Raw genomic sequence first — 17,133 nt, forward strand, 5'->3', positions numbered from 1 at the left:
ATCATGCTAGCTTTAGCTGTACGAGAACGAAATCACATTCGCTCGCCAGCAGCAGCCGTCCGTATCACGGTATGCGACGGATAAAGGTTAGCTTGAATGCTCAGCGTCGCCGAAGAATATCAGGAAGAAGCGGCTTACCGCGCGCTGGTGGAAGCCTTGGACGAGATGGGCGAGGGGCTGATGATCATCCAGGATCGTCGCTTCGTGTTCGTCAACCAGGCCCTATGCCGGCTCTGCGGTTACCGTGAGGATGAGCTCATGGCCATGCCGCTGTTCACCGGGGTGTTCCATCTGGAAGACCGGGACCGGATTCTGGCCAACTGGCGGCGGCGCATCGACGGCGAGCAGTTCTCTACCCGCTACGAGACCATGCTGCAGCATAGAGACGGCAGCCCCATCGCCGCCGAGATCTCGGTATCCGTCCTGCGCCGGGGCGCGGACGCCGCCACCGTGGTGACGGTGCGCGATATCCGTGAACGCCGCCGTACCCAGATTGCCCTGCAGGAACAGCAACAGCGGCTTGAGGCGTTGTTGCACCAACGCACCGCCGAACTTGCCCAGGAACAGCGCTGGTCCCAGGCCACCCTGGAGTCGGTCAGCGAGGCCGTGCTGACCACCGATGCACGCCATGCGGTGAGCTACATGAACCCCGCCGCCGAGGCGCTCCTCGGATGGCCCCAAGAGGCCTGCGCGGGGCTGAGGGTGGATCAGGTGCTGCGCCTGGAAGCCGAGGATGACAGCCCACCGGTGGAATTGCTCGGACAGTTGCGGCAACTGGCCGAACGCGGCAGCAGCAACCACCCGGGCCTGCTTCGCCCCCGTCTCGGCGAGCCCATAGCGGTGGAGCTTTCCCTGTCGGCGATACGTGATACCCGGGCGGGCAATGTGGGCGCGGTCATCGTGCTGCGCGATGTCAGTGAGCAGCGCAGGCTTACCCGGAAGCTCTCCCATCAGGCCTGCCATGACGGGCTCACGGGGCTGGTGAACCGCATGGAGTTCGAGCGCCGCCTGGATGCGCTGGTGCGGGACGCGCGGGACGGTCATACCGGCCATGCCCTGTGTTATCTGGACCTGGATCAGTTCAAGTTGGTGAATGACACCTGTGGGCACTCGGCGGGCGATGAGCTGTTGCGCCAACTGAGCCGGGTGCTGGCCGAGCGTGTGCGACGCAGTGACACGCTGGCACGCCTGGGCGGCGATGAGTTCGCCATTTTGCTGCGCGACTGCAGCCCGCAAGCCGCGCGTCGTACCGCCGAGGATTTCATCGATCTGATCCGCCAGTTCCGTTTCAGTTGGCAGGGGCGCAATTTCGTCGTCGGCGCCAGCCTCGGCCTGGTAATGCTGGATGCCGACGTGCACAGCGGCGAAGAGGCCCTGCGCGCCGCGGATGCGAGCTGTTATCTGGCCAAGGATGCCGGTCGCAACCGCCTGCACCTGTTCCGCCCGAACGATGCCCAGGTCGCCCAACGCCGCGGGCAGATCCAGTGGGTGACCGAGCTTCGCAAGGCCTTGGATCAGGACTGCTTCACTCTGTTCTACCAGCCCATCGTCAAGACGGATGACCCCAGGCACACTACCTGCTGGGAGTTGCTGCTGCGGCTGGAGGACGGGCAGGGGGGGCTGATCGCGCCCGGTGCCTTCATCCCGGCGGCGGAGCGCTACAACCTGATGCCGGAGATCGACCGTATGGTCATCAGCCGGGCCCTGCGCTGGCTCTCGCAGTGCCGGCAGTCCCCGCCACTGATCAGCATCAACCTCTCCGGCGCCAGCGTCTCGGACCCTCGGACCATCCACCATGTTGAACAGGTGCTTGCCGAGACCGGCGTGGAGGCGCAACGAATCTGTTTCGAGATCACCGAGACGCATGCCATCGCCAACCTGAATCAGGCCCGGGGCTTCATGCAGTCCCTGCAGGCTTTGGGGTGTAGCTTCGCGCTGGACGATTTCGGCAGCGGCATGTCCTCCTTCGCCTATCTCAAGCAACTGCCCGTGCGCTATTTGAAGATAGACGGGGAGTTCGTGCGCAACATCCTTCATGACCCGGTGGACCATGCCATGCTCGATGCCATCGTGCGGGTGGGGCGCGCCGTGGGCCGGCGGACCGTGGCTGAATTCGTCGAGGACGAGGCCACTCTGCAGGCCTTGCGTGAGCTGGGCGTGGATTACTCCCAGGGTTACGGCATTGCCCGCCCGGCCCCGCTGCCGGTCTAGGGCCGGCGCGACAGCCTTGCCGCTGGCGCGCCCAGTCTATAAATCGCGGCTGACCAGGCTGACCGTGTAGTCCTCCGCACTTCTACGGCTGCTAAAGCCCAGCCGACGCATCAGCCCGAGCATGCGCACATTGCTGGTGAGGACCTCGCCATGGATGCGTTGCAGGCCGCGGCTGCGAGCCTGCTCCATCAGGGCCTTCATCAGTCGGGTGCCTATCCCCTTGCCCTGCCAGTCATCCGCCACCGCCAGGGCGAACTCGCAGCTCAACCCATCCGGATCGGTGACGTAGCGGCTGACGCCGATCTGTCGCTCCTCGCCCTGTTCGTCCACGGTGGTGGCTACCAGGGCCATTTCCCGGTCGTAATCGATCTGGGTGAAGCGCACCAGCATATCGGCGCTAAGTTCGGCCAGGTGCTCCATGAAACGGAAGAAACGCGACTGGGGGGAGAGGGCGTGCACGAAGGCCTGCTTCATCTCGGCATCCTCCGGGCGTATGGGGCGCAGGGTCACGAGGGTGCCGTCACTGAGCGTGATTTCCCGCTGCAGTTGCGCTGGATAGGGAACGATGGCCATGTGCGCGTAGGGGTCGGCGCTGGGCTGCCTGGGGGCGAGCCGAAAGCGCGCGTCCACGGCGCGTACGCCATCCTCGTCGGCGATGAGCGGGTTGATGTCCATCTCCAGAATCTGGGGCAGGGCGCACACCAGTTCCGACACCCGCAGCAGTACATCCTCGATCGCCGTCATGTCCACCGCGGCGGCGTGGCGGTAGGCCGCCAGGAACGGCGCGACCCGTGTGCTCTGGATCAATTGCCGCACGAGATAGTTGTTCAAGGGCGGCAGGGCCACGGCCTTGTCCTGTATCACTTCCACCTGTGCGCCCCCGGCGCCGAAACTGATCACCGGTCCGAATACCGGGTCGCGCAGCACTCCCACCATCAATTCGCGGCCATGGCGGGGCGTGTGCATGCACTCCACGGTAACGCCGTGCACCTCCGCCTCGGGTGCCCACCGGGCGACCGAGGCGTGCAGATCCACATAGGCGCTGCGCACGGCCTGGGCGTTGCTGATGTTTAGCCGCACGCCGCCGATCTCGCCCTTGTGGGTGATCCCCGGCGCATTGATCTTCATGGCTACGGGAAAGCCCAGTGACTGGGCCACCAGCAGGGCTTCGGATGCGCTGCGGGCCTCTACAGTCTGTACCACCGGAATTCCGAAGGCGCCGAGCAGGGCCTTGGATTCCAGTTGGCTGAGCAGGCCACGCCCTTCCTCCAGCGCGGCCTCGATGATCCAGTGCGCCGCCTGCAGATCCGGCTCCCGGGGCCGGCTGCTGGCCTCGGGCACCTGGAAGAGCAGCTGGCGGTTTCGCCGATGCCGGACCAGATAGGAGAAACCTTCCACCGCGGCCTCGGGGGAGTCGAAATGGGGCAGCCGATGCTCGGCAAACCACTGCCTGGCGTCCCGGACACGCCCTCCGCCCATCCAGCAGGCCAGCACCGGCTTGCGCTGTGCGGCGGCAGTCTCGGTGACGGCCCGGGCCGTGGCCTCCGGCTCCGCCACCGCCTGGGGGGTGAGCAGGGCAAGCACGCCGTCGACCGCCGGATCGCGCAGGCAGATCTCCAGCGCCTCGCGGTAGCGGCCGGCATCGGCATCGCCGAGCAGATCCACCGGATTGCCGGCGGCGGCCTGGGGCGGGAGCAGGGCACGCAGGCCGTGTTGGCCGGGCTCGGAAAAATCCGCCAGCGCCACGCCCATGTCCGCCGCCCGGTCCACAGCCATCACGCCGGGCCCACCGCCGTTGGTGATAACGGCGAGCCGTTCGCCCTGCACCCGGATGCCGCTGCCGAGTATCTCGGCCGCGGCGAACAATTGCTCGATGGTGTCCGCCCGCACCGCGCCGGCACGCGCCAAGGCCGCGTCGAAGGCGTCGTCCTCCCCCACCAGCGCGCCGGTGTGGGACATGGCCGCGCGGACTCCCGGAGCACGCCGGCCCGCCTTCACCACCACCACCGGCTTGATCCGCGCCGCCGCGCGCAGCCCGCTCATGAACCGGCGCGCGTCGTGCACGCCTTCCACGTACAGGAGTATGCCGCGGGTGGCCGGGTCCATGGCGAGAAAGGCGAGGATTTCGCCGAAGCCCACATCTACCCCATGCCCCAGGGACACCAGGGCGGAGAAGCCCATCCTGCGCTCCAGTGCCCAGTCCAGAATGGCGGTGCACAGCGCGCCGCTCTGGGAGACCAGAGCCAGCTCTCCGGGGAGGGCGGCATTCTTGCTGAAGGTGGCGTTGACGCCCAGGCGCGGGCGCATGATGCCCATGCAGTTGGGGCCGATGATCCGTACACGGTGGTTGCGGGCCGCGGCGAGCATGTCTCGCTCGAGCCTGACGCCGGCCTCGCCTTGCTCGCCGAAGCCCGCGGAGAGTACCACCACGGCGTGAATTCCGGCCTGGCCGCATTCGCGGATCAGCCCAGGGACGGTGCGAGCGGGGGTGGCGACCACCGCCAGTTCCACCGGTTCCGCGATGTCCGCTACCCGCGCGTAGGCTTGTCGACCTTGTATTTCCCGATGACGGGGGTTGACCGGATAGAGGGCGCCGCCGAAGTTGCTGTCGAGGAAATTGGCCATCGCCAGGGTGCCGATGGCACCCGGGCGTTCACTGGCGCCGATGACGGCGATGGAGGCCGGGTTGAAGAAGGACGACAGATAATGCGCCATACCGGGCTCGCCTGTGCAGATATCGCTGGCCTGCGCCTATCCATAGCACATCCTGCCCCTCGGGCAAGCCTTCAGCCCGTGACACCCGCCAGGCCATGACAGGCGGCGTAGTCCAGGGCCTCCCTCACATCATCCGGCTCCAGGCCCGGGAAACGACGCCGCAGGCTCTCCCAGTCGCGCAGATGCAGTAGCTGCTCCAAAAGGTGCGCCACGGACAGGCCCAGTTGCTCGAGTCGCGCGGGCGGTGAGGCCGGCTTCTGAAGCCGGCCGCCGGTGTGGGCCACGCGGCAGGCGGCGTCCCGACTCAGGCGCAGCGCGGGGCGGGTATCATCACGGCGGGGGTAAATATCCGAATGCTGGGCGCCCCTGAGGCGCACAAAGACAGGCGGCTGTTGCATCCGCTTTTCCATCCCTGGTAGTTGGTATTGCTATCGTGGCGTCCTGGCCACCGTGCGCAAGCTAACCCAAGCGCCGCGTCCTGTCCAGCCGCGCTATTGCCGATAGCGGGCGAGGAAGCGTTCCAGGCGCTCCACGGCCTGCTCCAGCGTGTCCAGCCAGGGCAGGAAGACCATGCGCAGATGGTCCGGTTGCGGCCAATTGAAGGCGGTGCCCTCCACCAGCAAGAGGTGTTCCTGGCGCAACAGGTCCAGCACCAGCTGACGGTCGTCATGGATGGGGTAGACCTTCGGGTCCAGTCGGGGGAAGAGGTACAGGGCGCCGCGGGGTTTCACGCAGCTCACCCCGGGTATCTGGTTGAGCAGGTCCCAGGCCCGGTCCCGCTGCTCCCGCAACCGCCCGCCCGGGCGGATCAATTCCTGAATGCTCTGATAGCCCCCCAGCGCGGTCTGCACGGCATGCTGGGCGGGGACATTGGCGCACAGGCGCATGGACGCGAGCATGTCCAGGCCTTCGATGTAGCCCGCCGCCTGATCCCTGGGGCCGGTGATGTACATCCAGCCGGAGCGGAACCCCGCCACCCGGTAAACCTTGGAAAGTCCGCCGAAACTGAGGATGAGCACGTCATCGGCCAGGGAGGCCATGGGAATGTGCACCGCGTCCTCATAGAGAATCTTGTCGTAGATCTCATCGGCGAAGATGACCAGATCATGGCGTCGCGCCAGTTCCACCACGCCTTCCAGCAGTTCCCGGGAATACACCGCACCGGTGGGGTTGTTGGGGTTGATCAGCACGATGCCCCGGGTGCGCGGCCCGATCTTGGCCGCGATGTCCTCCAGATCCGGGAACCAGTCGGCCTGCTCGTCGCACAGATAATGCACCGGCTTGCCGCCCGCCAGGCTCACCGCGGCGGTCCACAGCGGATAGTCCGGGGCGGGGATCAGCAGTTCATCACCGTTGTTCAGCAGCGCCAGGGTGGCCATCACGATCAGCTCGCTGACGCCGTTACCCAGGTAGACATCGTCTATGCCCACATCCGGGATGCCCCGGGCCTGGCAGTGCTGCACCACGGCCTTGCGGGCGGCGAAGACCCCCTTGGAGTCGGAATACCCCTGAGCGGTGGGCAGGTTGTGGAGCACGTCCTGGAGGATCTCCTCCGGTGCCTCGAAACCGAAGGGGGCGGGGTTGCCGATGTTCAGCTTGAGGATGCGGTGGCCTTCGTCTTCCAGCCGCTTCGCATGCTCCAGCACCGGGCCGCGGATGTCATAGCAGACATCCGCCAGCTTGGCGGATTTTTCGATCTTCTTCACGTTGTCGGTACTCGCCGTTTAGTGTTTCCTGTCCGCGGGCTCAGGCGGCCTGTGAATCGGCCAGGCGCCGGAAATAATCGCCCAGCAGACGGCGTTGCGCCAGCGGGCATTCCAGGCGCATGGCCTGGCGTCGCAGTGCTTCCCCGCCGGGACGTCCGTCCAGATACCAGCCGATGTGCTTGCGCGCCATGCGCACGCCCTGATGCACGCCGTAGAAATCGTGCATCGCCCGCAGGTGCCCGTCCACGATGCGGGCGATCGTTTCCGGCGCCGGTTCGGGCAATTCCTCGCCGGTCGCCAGATAATGGCGGATCTGGCCAAACAGCCAAGGACGGCCGTGGGCGCCGCGACCGATCATCAGCGCATCCGCGCCGGTGCGGCGCAGTACGTGGGCGGCCTTCTCCGGGCTGTCGATATCGCCGTTGGCCATCAGCGGAATGCTGATCGCCTGTTTCACCCGGGCGATGGTGTCGTATTCCGCTTCGCCTCGGTAGAGATCCTGCCGGGTCCGTCCGTGCAGGGCCAGTGCCTGAATCCCAGCCTGTTCCGCCAGCCGGGCGATGCGCACGGCATTGCGCCGATCGGGGCTGACGCCGGTGCGCATCTTCAGCGTTACCGGCACATCCACCGCCGCCACCACGGCCTCCAGAATGTTACTCACCAGGGCCTCATCGGCCAGCAGCGCGGAGCCCGCCGACTTGTTGCAGACCTTCTTCGCGGGGCAGCCCATGTTAATGTCGATGATGCGCGCGCCTTGCTCTACGTTGTAGCGGGCCGCGTCGGCCATCGTTGCCGGGTCCGCGCCGGCGATCTGGACGATGCGCGGCTCCGGCTCGCCCTGATGATCCCGGCGCAGCCGCGATTTGCGCGATTGGCGCAGATCAGGGTTTGACGCCAACATCTCGCCCACCGCCAAACCCGCGCCCTGGCTTCGGCACAACTGCCGGAACGGGCGGTCCGTGACCCCGGCCATGGGAGCAAGAACCAGCGGGTTATCAATACGGTAAGGCCCGATACGCATGGCTTTTCCGAGGCGGAAGCAAAGCGCCTATCATACGCGCTGGCGCGGGCGGCACCAACGGCGGGCACTTGCCAGCCACTTGCGGCTTGGACAAGATCGGTAAGGAATACGGCACAGGAGCGCATAGGCATGCAGGATTACGCCATCGTCACGGGCGGCGGTACGGGTATAGGGCTGGCCATTGCCCGCGCTCTGGCCGAGCGTGGCCTGCAGGTGCTGATCTGCGGGCGACGAGAGGCACCCTTGCGGGAGGCCTCGCAGCGTTATGGCGCGGGCCTGCAGCCTGTAGTGGCCGATGTGGCCACCGAGGCCGGGCGCGGGGCGCTGCGCCAAGCGTTACCCGCGCAGGCGCGGTTGCGTGCGCTGGTGCATAACGCGGCCTTGCTGGAACCGGTCTGTGCCTTGGCCGATATGGACCCCGCGGCATGGCGCCGGCATTACGCGGTGAACGTGGAAGCGCCGCTGTTTCTGACCCGTGAGCTGCTGCCGGTACTGGACGGCGGCGGGCGCGTGTTGCACATTTCCTCTGGTGCCGCACATCACGCTTACCCGGGCTGGGCGGCATACTGCAGCAGCAAGGCGGCATTGCACATGCTCTTTCTGGCCTGGAAAAGCGAATGGCCCGTCGAGCGTATCGCCTTCGGCAGCCTGCGCCCCGGGGTGGTCAACACCCCCATGCAGGCGCATATTCGCGGTATTCCCGCGCAGCGTTTTCCCGCGGTGGAGCGCTTCCAGCGCCTGCATGCCGAGGGCGGCCTGCGCGAACCGGCGGAAGTGGGGGGGTTTGCCGCCTGGCTGCTGATGGAGCAGGGGGCCGCGGCCTACAGCGCCCAGGAATGGGATCTGGGTGATCCGGGGCACAGGCGTCAGTGGGAGCGCCAGGGTGAAAGACCGCGGCCCGGTTGAAGGCGCCGAGCAACAACAACTATAAAGCCACGACCGCAGCGCCCGTGGCGGGGTAATACAGGAACAGCATGGAACGCAGAACCCATCAGCCCGAGGCATGTCCCGGCTCTCGCGCCTTTTATCGGGCCGCGATGGAAGGCGAGCCCCTGTCACGACGCGTCGCACTCCTTTCGGAATGGGCTGATGCCCGCTATCCGCATCTCGCTATTTTGTTGCGCGAAACCGGTGAGTCTGTTTCCCAGTCTCCTCTTGCACTTTCCGGCCCCGAATTGCGCGGCGCGGCGCTCTCGCAGGCGCTGGCCCTAAGCACCCAGCCTGCGCAAGGCTTGGTGGAGCTGGAGCGAGGCGGCGCGCTGGCCGGTGTTGGCTGGCGGATGTATCGCACTGCGCGTATAAGCCTGGCGCGGGACGGCTCGGCGGTATACTGCCTGGTCCTGGGCAGAGAAGGCGCGGACGATGCCATAGGCGAAGCCCTCGATGCGCTGTGCTTCGCGTTTGAGTTGGCCGCCCGCTTGGCCGCCGCGGACGGGCAGACTGACGACCTGGCCCGCAAGCGGGAGATGTTCCTGGGGCAATTCAATGACGCCCTGCGCGGCTGCCATGAACCCCGTCGCATCATGGCCATCGCGGCGGACCGTCTGGGCCGCAACCTGCGTGTGGCACGGGCCGGCTACGTGGAATTCGACCTGCCGGGTCGCCGGGTCGCCTCCATGGCGGATTACAGCGCCGGCGAGGCTACCATGGTGGGGCGCTGGGATCTGGATCAGACCATTTCCCCGAGCTTGCTGCACCAATTGCAGGCTGGTCAGACCGTTGTCGTGGAGGATACCCAAACCGACCCGGATTGCGCCGAGTTGGCCCAGGTCTATCGTGAATTCGGCACCCGCGCCGCTGTGATCGTTCCGCTGGTGAAGAACGGTCGCCTGGTGGCCGGTTTCGTGGTGCAGCACGGCAGGGCGCGGCGTTGGAGCAGCGAGGAAATCGCCCTGGTCCAGGCCGTGGCCGAACGGACCTGGCTGGCGGTGGTGAATGAGCGCACCCGTGAGGCGCTGCTTGCCAGCGAGCGCAAGTACAAGACCCTGGTGGACCATGCCCCGGAAGCCATCGCGGTGCTGGACGTGGATACCCTGTGTCTGGTGGAGGCGAACGACAAGGCCCTGGAGATGTTCGGCATACCCCGCGAGGAGATGCCCTACACGGCCTGGGGAGAGCTGCTGCCGGACCACGACCTGGACGGCAACGACAGCCGGGGAAAGATGCGCGAACTGGCTGACCGGGCCCTGGCCGGGGAGCTGGTGGTGGAGGAGGCGCTGCGCCGCAATGCCGCCGGCGAGGAGTTCGTGGTGGAAATACGCACCACGGCGTTGCCGGACCCGGCCGGGCGGCGCCTGGTACGGACCACCTTCACCGACATCACCAAGCGCAAGCAGGCCGAGCGGGCCTTGGCGGCGCTCAACGAGACCCTGGAACGGCGCGTGCTGGAGCGCACCCGAGAGGCGGAGCAGCGGGCCGCGCAGCTGCGGGTGTTGGCGGCGCAGCTGGCCAACGCCGAACAGAGGGAGCGCCGCCGCATCGCCGAGGTGCTGCATGATCATCTGCAGCAGCTCTTGGTGGCGGCCAAACTGCGGGTAAGCTATCTGCAGAACCGGGTCGTCGAAGCCTGGTCGGGGCCGGTATTCCACGAGCTTTCGGAATTGATCGATGAATCCCTGGATGCCTCCCGCTCGCTTACCGTGGAGCTCAGCCCCCCCATCCTCTATGACGCCGGCTTGGTAGCCGCGCTGGACTGGCTGGCACGCTGGTCCCTGGACAAGAACGGCTTGCGGGTGACGGTACGCGCCGGCGAGGAAATAGACCCCTTGCCCGAGGACCTGCGTGCCTTCCTGTTCCAGGCGGTGCGGGAGTTGTTGTTCAACGTGGTCAAGCACGGCCGGATCTCGGAAGCGGAGATCGAGCTGGAGCGCGATGCGGAACAGCAATTGTGGATCGGCATCCGCGACCATGGGCGAGGTTTCGATGCCGCGGAGGCGGTGCGTTACCAAGGCAGTGGCGGCTTTGGCCTGTTCAGCATCCGCGAGCGTATCGAGGTACTGGGTGGCCAATTCATCCTGGAAACCGCGCCGGGGGAGGGGACCACGGTGCGTCTCAGCCTGCCCGTCAGCGCCTTGCCGCCCACGGAGCGTCGGCAGCCCGTGCCCTCGGCCGAAGCCTCGTCTGCCCAGCTGCGCATCCCGCTGGACCGTATACGCGTACTCCTGGCGGACGATCATGAGATGTTGCGCGAGGGCCTGGCGAAAGTGTTGGGCGAAACGCCGGATATCGAGCTGGTGGGCAAGGCCGCGGACGGACTGGAAGCGGTGCGCTTGGCTGATCGCCTGAAGCCCGACGTGGTGATCATGGACGTGGGCATGCCGCGTCTGAACGGCATAGAGGCGACACGGCGCATCTGTATCCGCCACCCGCAGACTCGTGTGATCGGGCTGTCCATGCACGACCAACGTGACATGGAGGGCGCGATGCTGGCCGCCGGCGCCCAGTCCTATCTCACCAAGGGTGGCTCCACTGAAGAGCTGCTGGGCGAGATTCGCAATCAGCAGCCCTGAGCAGAGGGCGGCCCACGGCGGCCCCCGCCCAACGGTTGTTGTCGAGGTCCTTGTCGCTGCCGCCGGAGCCGCGCAGGGCCAGTTCCCGGTCAGCGACGGCTGGGAAGGGCTTGTGCCGCCAGGGGGATCATCAGCAGGCCCGCCGCCCCGCGCCTCAAGGGGGGAATAAGCCTTTCTCATGGTTTGATCGCGCCAACGACGGCCCCACCTTACTGCGCAGGCGAGCTCGTGCTGTTGTCTGCAATCAATCGAGGTGACGGATCATGGCCAAAGAGAGAGAAGAACAGTCCGAGGGCGGCATCATGCGCACCACGCCCCAGCGCTGGGGTCGGCCCTTCGAGGAGATCGAGCGCCTGTTCAACGATCTTCGTCCCTGGCGCTCAGGGCTCTGGGGTGAAGCGGAGATTCACGGCAACATGCCCCGCGTGGACTTGATGGATCGAGAATCGGAGATGGTTCTGCGCGCCGAACTGCCCGGCGTGAAGAAGGAAGACCTGGACATCACCGTGGACGAACAGAGCGTGAGCCTGCATGCCACCCGCCATCACGAGGAACGCACCGAGAAGGGCAACTACTACCGGGCGGAAATCTCCCGCGGCGAGTACCTGCGCACCATCCCCTTGCCCTGCCTGGTGGATGGCGACAAGGCCAAGGCCTCCTTCAAGGACGGGATGCTGGAGCTGACCTTGCCGAAGGTGGAACAATCCCGCCGCAAGCGGATCACTGTTCAATAGAGCAGGGGCTGAGTGCAGGCAGCCCTGTTCAGGGCCCGCGGCGTGGCGGGCCCTGATCGCTGCGGGAGACGCCTGGCCTGACGAGCTCCCATAGCAGCCGATAGACGGCCTCCACATCATCGAGCTGGTATTGCGCGTAACTGGCTCCCGCTTCCTTGCCCACCCGCAAACCGATGATCTCGCCCCTCAGGTGGAAGAATACATCCTCATCGGTGAGGTCATCGCCGATGTAGACTGCCGGCCCCCGGCCTCTCATGGCCCCGGCCAGCAGCCTCTTCACGGCCCGCGCCTTGTCCCAGGCCAGGTCCGGCACGAATTCCAGCACTTTCTTGCCATCCCGCGGGCGTAGCGCAGGCCACCGCCCCGCGAGGCCAAGCAGCCATTGCTCCAGAGCGCCCACCCGGTGCTCGGGCAAGTGTCGGTAATGGATTGCCAGCCCATAGGCCTTGCGCTCCGCCACGCACCCGGGCCACTGCGGAAGCTGGAAACGAAGAACCCTTTCCAGCTCGGCAAGCGCCCTCGTGGCCGGGCCCGCATCCGGGTGAACCCAGTGACCGCCTGCCGGCTCCAGCGCTTCATAACCGTGGCTTCCCACCTGGATCAGCTCGGGCAGTGCCACGCGCCGGCGCAGATCCGCCAGGTCTCGGCCGCTGACCAGGGCAATTTTTGCCCGTGCGGATACGCTGCGCAGTATTGCACGCTGGTGCTCAGTGAGCCTGGCCTGGGCCGGCTGGTCCACGATGGGGGTCAAGGTGCCGTCATAGTCCAGAAAGAGGCGCGGGGTGGCGCTCTTCAACTCGGCCCGCAAGGTGTGTATGGCGGCGAAAGCGCTCGGTAGCTGGCGTGTTGGCAGATGGTGCGGGTCCAGTTCCTCGATGCGGCGCAGCACCAGATCCGCACCGGCTTTCAGGAGGGTGGAGCGAGCATGCCGGCCGGCCAAGCCCACCACAAGGGCGTAGCCCAGCGCCCGTGCCCGGGCCAACAGCTCGGGCTCTGCGGCGAGCAGCACCAGGGGCGCCCCTGCGATGCCCGGGCAATGAGGCAGCTGCGCGAGGGCGTGCCGGGTGTCCTCGGCCTTGCTCAGCCTTATTCTGCGAAGGGGGAGGGCGGTGGCGTGGCTGTCCCACGACGGTGGTGGCGAAACGTCAGGCCCGAGGACCAGGACCGGGGTCGCTGTGTCCGTGGGGCGTGGGGGCAAGGCAGTAGGTTGCAGGGGTTCGACCATGATGCTCTCGTGCGGGTCGAAGCCGGCGAGTGCAAGTCTTGGGCAGCGGTTCTTCTCGGCATGGCGGGAACGATGACCCGTATTGCCCAGCGGAGACCACCCGATCGCGAACGCGGAGCCTGGCCTCGTCGAGAGCTTTGTTGGCGCTGGCGGATAGGGAACGTCTGTTGTCGCCCGGACAATAACTGACAAGAGCGCTTCGCACCCCGTACCTTCCCACAGCGACCCAGTACGAGCTTGCCTGAATCGGGCCCCGCAGGCGTCTAGACACGGGGGGCGTGTACCTGATTGACGTCCTCCTCCCGACGCTTGCGCCTCGCCTCGGCCAGGTCCTCCCCATCGGCGTCCGGACCCTGCGCGGCGCTTTCCGGCGTCTCCAGCAGGCGCAGGCGTATGTACAAGGGAAAATGATCGGAACCGAACGCCGGCAGCCGTCGTATGGTCTCCACCGCGAAATGCTCGCTGTGGAACAGATGATCCAAAGGCCAGCGCAAGCAGCAAAGCTGCGCATGGAAGCTGTTGTACATGCCGCGGCCCACCCGCGGATCCAGCAGACCGCTGACCTTGCGGAACAGGCGGGTGGTATGGGACCAGGCCACGTCGTTGAGATCCCCGGCGACGATGATGGGCTTGTCCCGACCGCGCAGGTCGCGTCCCACCACCAGCAGCTCCGCGTCCCGAGGGCCGGCGCTGTCGCTCTCGGGCGGGCTGGGGGGCCTGGGGTGCAGGCAATGCAAGGCCACTTCACGGCCCGAGGGCATGCGCAGCGTGGCGTGAGCCGAGGGGATGCCGTCCTCCACCAAAAAAACCACCTGCCCTGCGTCCAGGGGCAGACGGGAATAGACCAGCATGCCGTAGAGGTTGTCCAGTGGGCACTTGAGACTATGGGGGTAGTCGGCGGCCAGCTGGTCCAGTTGCGCCTGCCACCAGGCATCCGGCTCCAGAGCCAGCACCACGTCCGGTCGCTGAGCGCGGATTATCGTCAGCAGGCGCTGGGCGTTCCGGTTATCCATCAACACATTGACGGTGAGCACCGAGAGCGGCTCGCCGGGCCTGGCCACCGCATCGGGCACCTCGCGACGGTACAGCGGGGAGTATGGCAGGACCCACCAGAGTTGACAGGCCAGGCACAGGGCGACCAAGGCCAGCAGCGCGGTGCGCAAGGGGCCCGGCGCCAGCACCAGATACAGCACCGGCATAAGCACCAGGGCGACGGCCAGCAACTGCAGGCGGGGGAAATCCAGGCCTCGCACCCACCAGCGCGTAGAACGCGACCAGGGCAGCGCGGTCAGCACGAACAGCAGCACCGCCAGTGACGCGGCTGCCCAGGCCAGGATGGTCAAGCCCTCACCTTTGCCGTTCTCCCGGTCATTGCTTAGTGCCCCCCCTTAGAGAGTCTCATTGTGCCCTTCCGAGGCGCTTGCAACAAACGCCCTTGCGGGGGCACGGCCCGAGCCCAACATCTGCGGGAAACTACACCGCGCGGAGGCCACATGGGGGACGATCTGCACGCGGCTATCGTCCGCCATGCCAGTGGGGAAGCGGACTGGGTGAATGCCTTGTGGAAGGCGTTTAGCGCAGAGCGTTGCCTGGATACCCTTTTGCGCGGGCTTCTCGCCGGAATTCGACAAAGCTGCGATGCGCGGGCCGTCAGCATTCTGCTGGTGGATCGCGAGCTGCGGTCGGTTATCGCCCGGGGGCATTTCGCCCGGGAATATCGTCGAGTCCGGGTAAGCACACTGACCGTGCCGCTGAAAAAAGTCCTGCTCGCCCGGCTCCAGGGGCTACGGCCCGGGAGTGTCCTGCAGCGCCTGGACCGCGAGTACTGGTACCTGCCCGAGGCACCCCCCGGGCAGCTTCATTGCCTGTTGCGCCTGCAGCGACCCCGATCCATGCACAGCAGCGAGCAGCTGTTGCGCGTCCTGGCGGCGCCGGCTGCCGCCGCCCTGGAACGCGCGCACGAAATCCGCCGCAACGAAGCCGCCCATCGACAGCTGTCCCGTGTCCTCGAGCAACTTCCCGCCACCATATGGACCACCGATACCCGCATGCGTATCACCACGGCTTCCGGTCGAGGTCTGACCGCACAGGGCTTGAACGCTGAACAGGTGATCGGGCAGCGGCCGACCGATCTGCTTCCCTTGTCCCAGGCCGACACGGATCCGCTGCCCCGTATGCTCGAGCACGCCCTGCGCGGTCAGTCCGTGAGCAACGAAGGCTGGCGGGGCGGGCGCCGGTACCAGCGCAATGTGGAGCCCTTGCGCGACGATACCGGACGAATCATTGGCTGCCTGGGCGTTTCCGTGGATATCACCGAGCAGCACAACACACGCCAGGCCCTGGCGGGGGAGCGACGCTGGGCCGAGCGCATACTCGCGTCCATCAGCGAAGGGGTGATTTCCGTGGATCGCAGCGGGCGTGTGCGTTACGCCAACCCGGCGGCGGCTCGACTGTGCGGCTTGCCCCTGGACAGCATGCAGCAGCAACCCATTCACGAAGTGCTGCAACTGCGCCGGGACGCGGGTCGGCCCGAGGCGGCCGAGCAGGCATGGGAGACGCTGAGTGAGCGACCTGCCCGGCGACTGCTATGCACGGCACCGGGCCAGGACCGTTGGGTGGACGTGCAACGCGAGCCGCTGCGGAGCGGTCAGGGCATCGAGGGAGATGTGGTGCTGCTGCGGGATATAACACTGCAACAGGCGCTGGCGCGACAGCTGGCCTTCGAGGCCACCCACGACCCGCTCACCGGTGCACCCAACCGCAGCCTGCTGGCGGATCGCCTGGAGCAGGCTCTGGCCGGGGCGCGGCGCAACGGCAAACGGCTGGCCGTGTGCTTTCTCGACCTGGACCGGTTCAAGCAGGTCAACGATACCCTGGGGCACGAGACCGGCGACGAGTTGCTCCGCCAGGTGGCTGAGCGTCTCAAGCAGGTGGTCAGGCGCAATGACACCGTGAGCCGTTACGGCGGCGATGAATTCGTATTGCTGCTGGAGGACCCGGGCAGTGCCGAACAGCTGGCCGACCTGGCCCAGGAATTGATCACGCGCATCGCGGCGCCCTACCAGGCCAATGGCCACCAGCTTCACATCACCACCAGCATGGGCATAAGCCTGTACCCGGATGACGCCGAGCAGGCTCGGGAACTGGTCAAGCACGCCGATATCGCCATGTATCACGCCAAGGAGCAGGGCCGCAACGGGTTTGTCTACTTCACGGCTGATATGAACCGCCGCGCCCGGGAACACCTGTTCCTGGAGACGGCTCTGCGCGAGGCCATGGAACAGGGCCGCCTGAGCTTGCACTACCAGCCACGATTGCATCTGCGCAGCCGGCGCCTGCTGGCGGCCGAGGCCTTGCTGCGCTGGGTGCACCCACGCCGCGGCGCCATCTCCCCGGCGCGCTTCATCCCCGTGGCGGAGGACAGCGGACTAATCCTCAGCCTGGGCGAGCAGGTATTGCACCATGCCTGCGCGCAGATGCGAGCCTGGGCGGATGCCGGCAAACCCCCTATCCGGGTGGCGGTGAACGTTTCGCCGGTGCAGTTTCGCCACGAAAGCCTGCTGGAGCAGGTTCGCGGGGCACTGCGGGAATTCCGGGTGCCGGCGGGCCGGCTGGAGCTGGAAGTCACCGAAGGCGTTTTCATGGGCGACACTGCCGGCGCCAATGACCGGCTGCGGGAACTGAAGGCGCTGGGCGTGCGGCTGGCCGTGGATGACTTCGGCACCGGCTACTCCAGCCTCAGTTACCTGAAACGCTTTCCGGTGGATGCCCTGAAGATCGACAAAACCTTCATTCGCCAGATTCCAGGCAACAAGGAGGACGCGGCCATCGCCAGGGCCATCATACGGCTGGGCGCGAGCCTGGGCATGGAGGTGGTGGCGGAGGGCGTGGAAACCGCCGCCGCCGCCCGCTGGCTGCGCAGCCGCGGCTGCTATGAAGCACAGGGTTATTACTTCGGCTATCCTGTGCCGGCGGCGGAATTCCACCATGGTGGCGCTGATGCCCGCTGAAA

Annotated in this window: 11 protein-coding genes; 5 read left to right on the plus strand and 6 right to left on the minus strand. The window is 66.5% G+C overall.

What is annotated here, in order from left to right; translation table 11 throughout:
• Positions 1-96: 96 nt before the first annotated feature.
• Entirely contained in the window at positions 97-2,211 is a 2,115-nt protein-coding gene (locus GBG68_RS03755) for an EAL domain-containing protein (protein ID WP_152145276.1), read from the plus strand.
• Between the two features lie 36 nt (positions 2,212-2,247).
• Here GBG68_RS03755 and GBG68_RS03760 read toward each other — a convergent pair whose 3' ends face one another.
• The 4 genes from GBG68_RS03760 to dusB all read right to left on the minus strand — a co-directional run bounded on the left by GBG68_RS03760 (position 2,248) and on the right by dusB (position 7,653).
• Entirely contained in the window at positions 2,248-4,926 is a 2,679-nt protein-coding gene (locus GBG68_RS03760) for a GNAT family N-acetyltransferase (protein WP_152145278.1), read from the minus strand.
• Between the two features lie 71 nt (positions 4,927-4,997).
• Positions 4,998-5,324, minus strand: coding sequence for a hypothetical protein (locus GBG68_RS03765; RefSeq protein ID WP_152145280.1), 327 nt, complete (start codon positions 5,322-5,324; stop codon positions 4,998-5,000).
• A 93-nt stretch (positions 5,325-5,417) separates the two neighbouring features.
• Positions 5,418-6,632, minus strand: a complete 1,215-nt coding sequence (locus GBG68_RS03770; RefSeq protein WP_152145282.1) for a pyridoxal phosphate-dependent aminotransferase — start codon at positions 6,630-6,632, stop codon at positions 5,418-5,420.
• Between the two features lie 40 nt (positions 6,633-6,672).
• Positions 6,673-7,653: a tRNA dihydrouridine synthase DusB gene (dusB, locus tag GBG68_RS03775; protein ID WP_152145284.1), complete on the minus strand. Its 981-nt coding sequence runs from the start codon at positions 7,651-7,653 to the stop codon at positions 6,673-6,675.
• 129 nt (positions 7,654-7,782) lie between these two features.
• On the opposite strand from dusB, the gene GBG68_RS03780 reads away from it, so the two are divergent.
• From GBG68_RS03780 to GBG68_RS03790, 3 genes are all read left to right on the plus strand, one after another.
• Positions 7,783-8,559: an SDR family NAD(P)-dependent oxidoreductase gene (locus tag GBG68_RS03780; protein WP_152145286.1), complete on the plus strand. Its 777-nt coding sequence runs from the start codon at positions 7,783-7,785 to the stop codon at positions 8,557-8,559.
• Positions 8,560-8,627: 68 nt separating this feature from the next.
• Complete coding sequence (locus GBG68_RS14610) at positions 8,628-11,162, plus strand: response regulator (protein WP_152145289.1); 2,535 nt, start codon at positions 8,628-8,630, stop codon at positions 11,160-11,162.
• 263 nt (positions 11,163-11,425) lie between these two features.
• Positions 11,426-11,896 (plus strand): Hsp20/alpha crystallin family protein, encoded by a 471-nt coding sequence (locus tag GBG68_RS03790; protein ID WP_152145291.1) that lies wholly within the window; start codon positions 11,426-11,428, stop codon positions 11,894-11,896.
• A gap of 28 nt (positions 11,897-11,924) precedes the next feature.
• Here GBG68_RS03790 and otsB read toward each other — a convergent pair whose 3' ends face one another.
• Both otsB and GBG68_RS03800 read right to left on the minus strand, forming a co-directional pair.
• Entirely contained in the window at positions 11,925-12,905 is a 981-nt protein-coding gene (otsB, locus tag GBG68_RS03795) for a trehalose-phosphatase (RefSeq protein ID WP_193222206.1), read from the minus strand.
• A gap of 479 nt (positions 12,906-13,384) precedes the next feature.
• Positions 13,385-14,464 (minus strand): endonuclease/exonuclease/phosphatase family protein, encoded by a 1,080-nt coding sequence (locus GBG68_RS03800; RefSeq protein WP_226801610.1) that lies wholly within the window; start codon positions 14,462-14,464, stop codon positions 13,385-13,387.
• A gap of 150 nt (positions 14,465-14,614) precedes the next feature.
• On the opposite strand from GBG68_RS03800, the gene GBG68_RS14615 reads away from it, so the two are divergent.
• Positions 14,615-17,131, plus strand: a complete 2,517-nt coding sequence (locus GBG68_RS14615; protein ID WP_152145295.1) for a putative bifunctional diguanylate cyclase/phosphodiesterase — start codon at positions 14,615-14,617, stop codon at positions 17,129-17,131.
• The last annotated feature ends 2 nt before the right edge of the window (positions 17,132-17,133 follow it).

The organism is Alkalilimnicola sp. S0819, from assembly GCF_009295635.1.
Classification (GTDB): domain Bacteria; phylum Pseudomonadota; class Gammaproteobacteria; order Nitrococcales; family WHIW01; genus S0819.

Coding starts and splice junctions, on each gene's coding strand:
- GBG68_RS03755 (WP_152145276.1), top strand. CDS start 97: ATGCTCAGCGTCGCCGAAGAATATCAGGAAGAAGCGGCTTACCGCGCG.
- GBG68_RS03760 (WP_152145278.1), bottom strand. CDS start 4,926: ATGGCGCATTATCTGTCGTCCTTCTTCAACCCGGCCTCCATCGCCGTC.
- GBG68_RS03765 (WP_152145280.1), bottom strand. CDS start 5,324: ATGCAACAGCCGCCTGTCTTTGTGCGCCTCAGGGGCGCCCAGCATTCG.
- dusB (WP_152145284.1), bottom strand. CDS start 7,653: ATGCGTATCGGGCCTTACCGTATTGATAACCCGCTGGTTCTTGCTCCC.
- GBG68_RS03780 (WP_152145286.1), top strand. CDS start 7,783: ATGCAGGATTACGCCATCGTCACGGGCGGCGGTACGGGTATAGGGCTG.
- GBG68_RS14610 (WP_152145289.1), top strand. CDS start 8,628: ATGGAACGCAGAACCCATCAGCCCGAGGCATGTCCCGGCTCTCGCGCC.
- GBG68_RS03790 (WP_152145291.1), top strand. CDS start 11,426: ATGGCCAAAGAGAGAGAAGAACAGTCCGAGGGCGGCATCATGCGCACC.
- GBG68_RS14615 (WP_152145295.1), top strand. CDS start 14,615: ATGGGGGACGATCTGCACGCGGCTATCGTCCGCCATGCCAGTGGGGAA.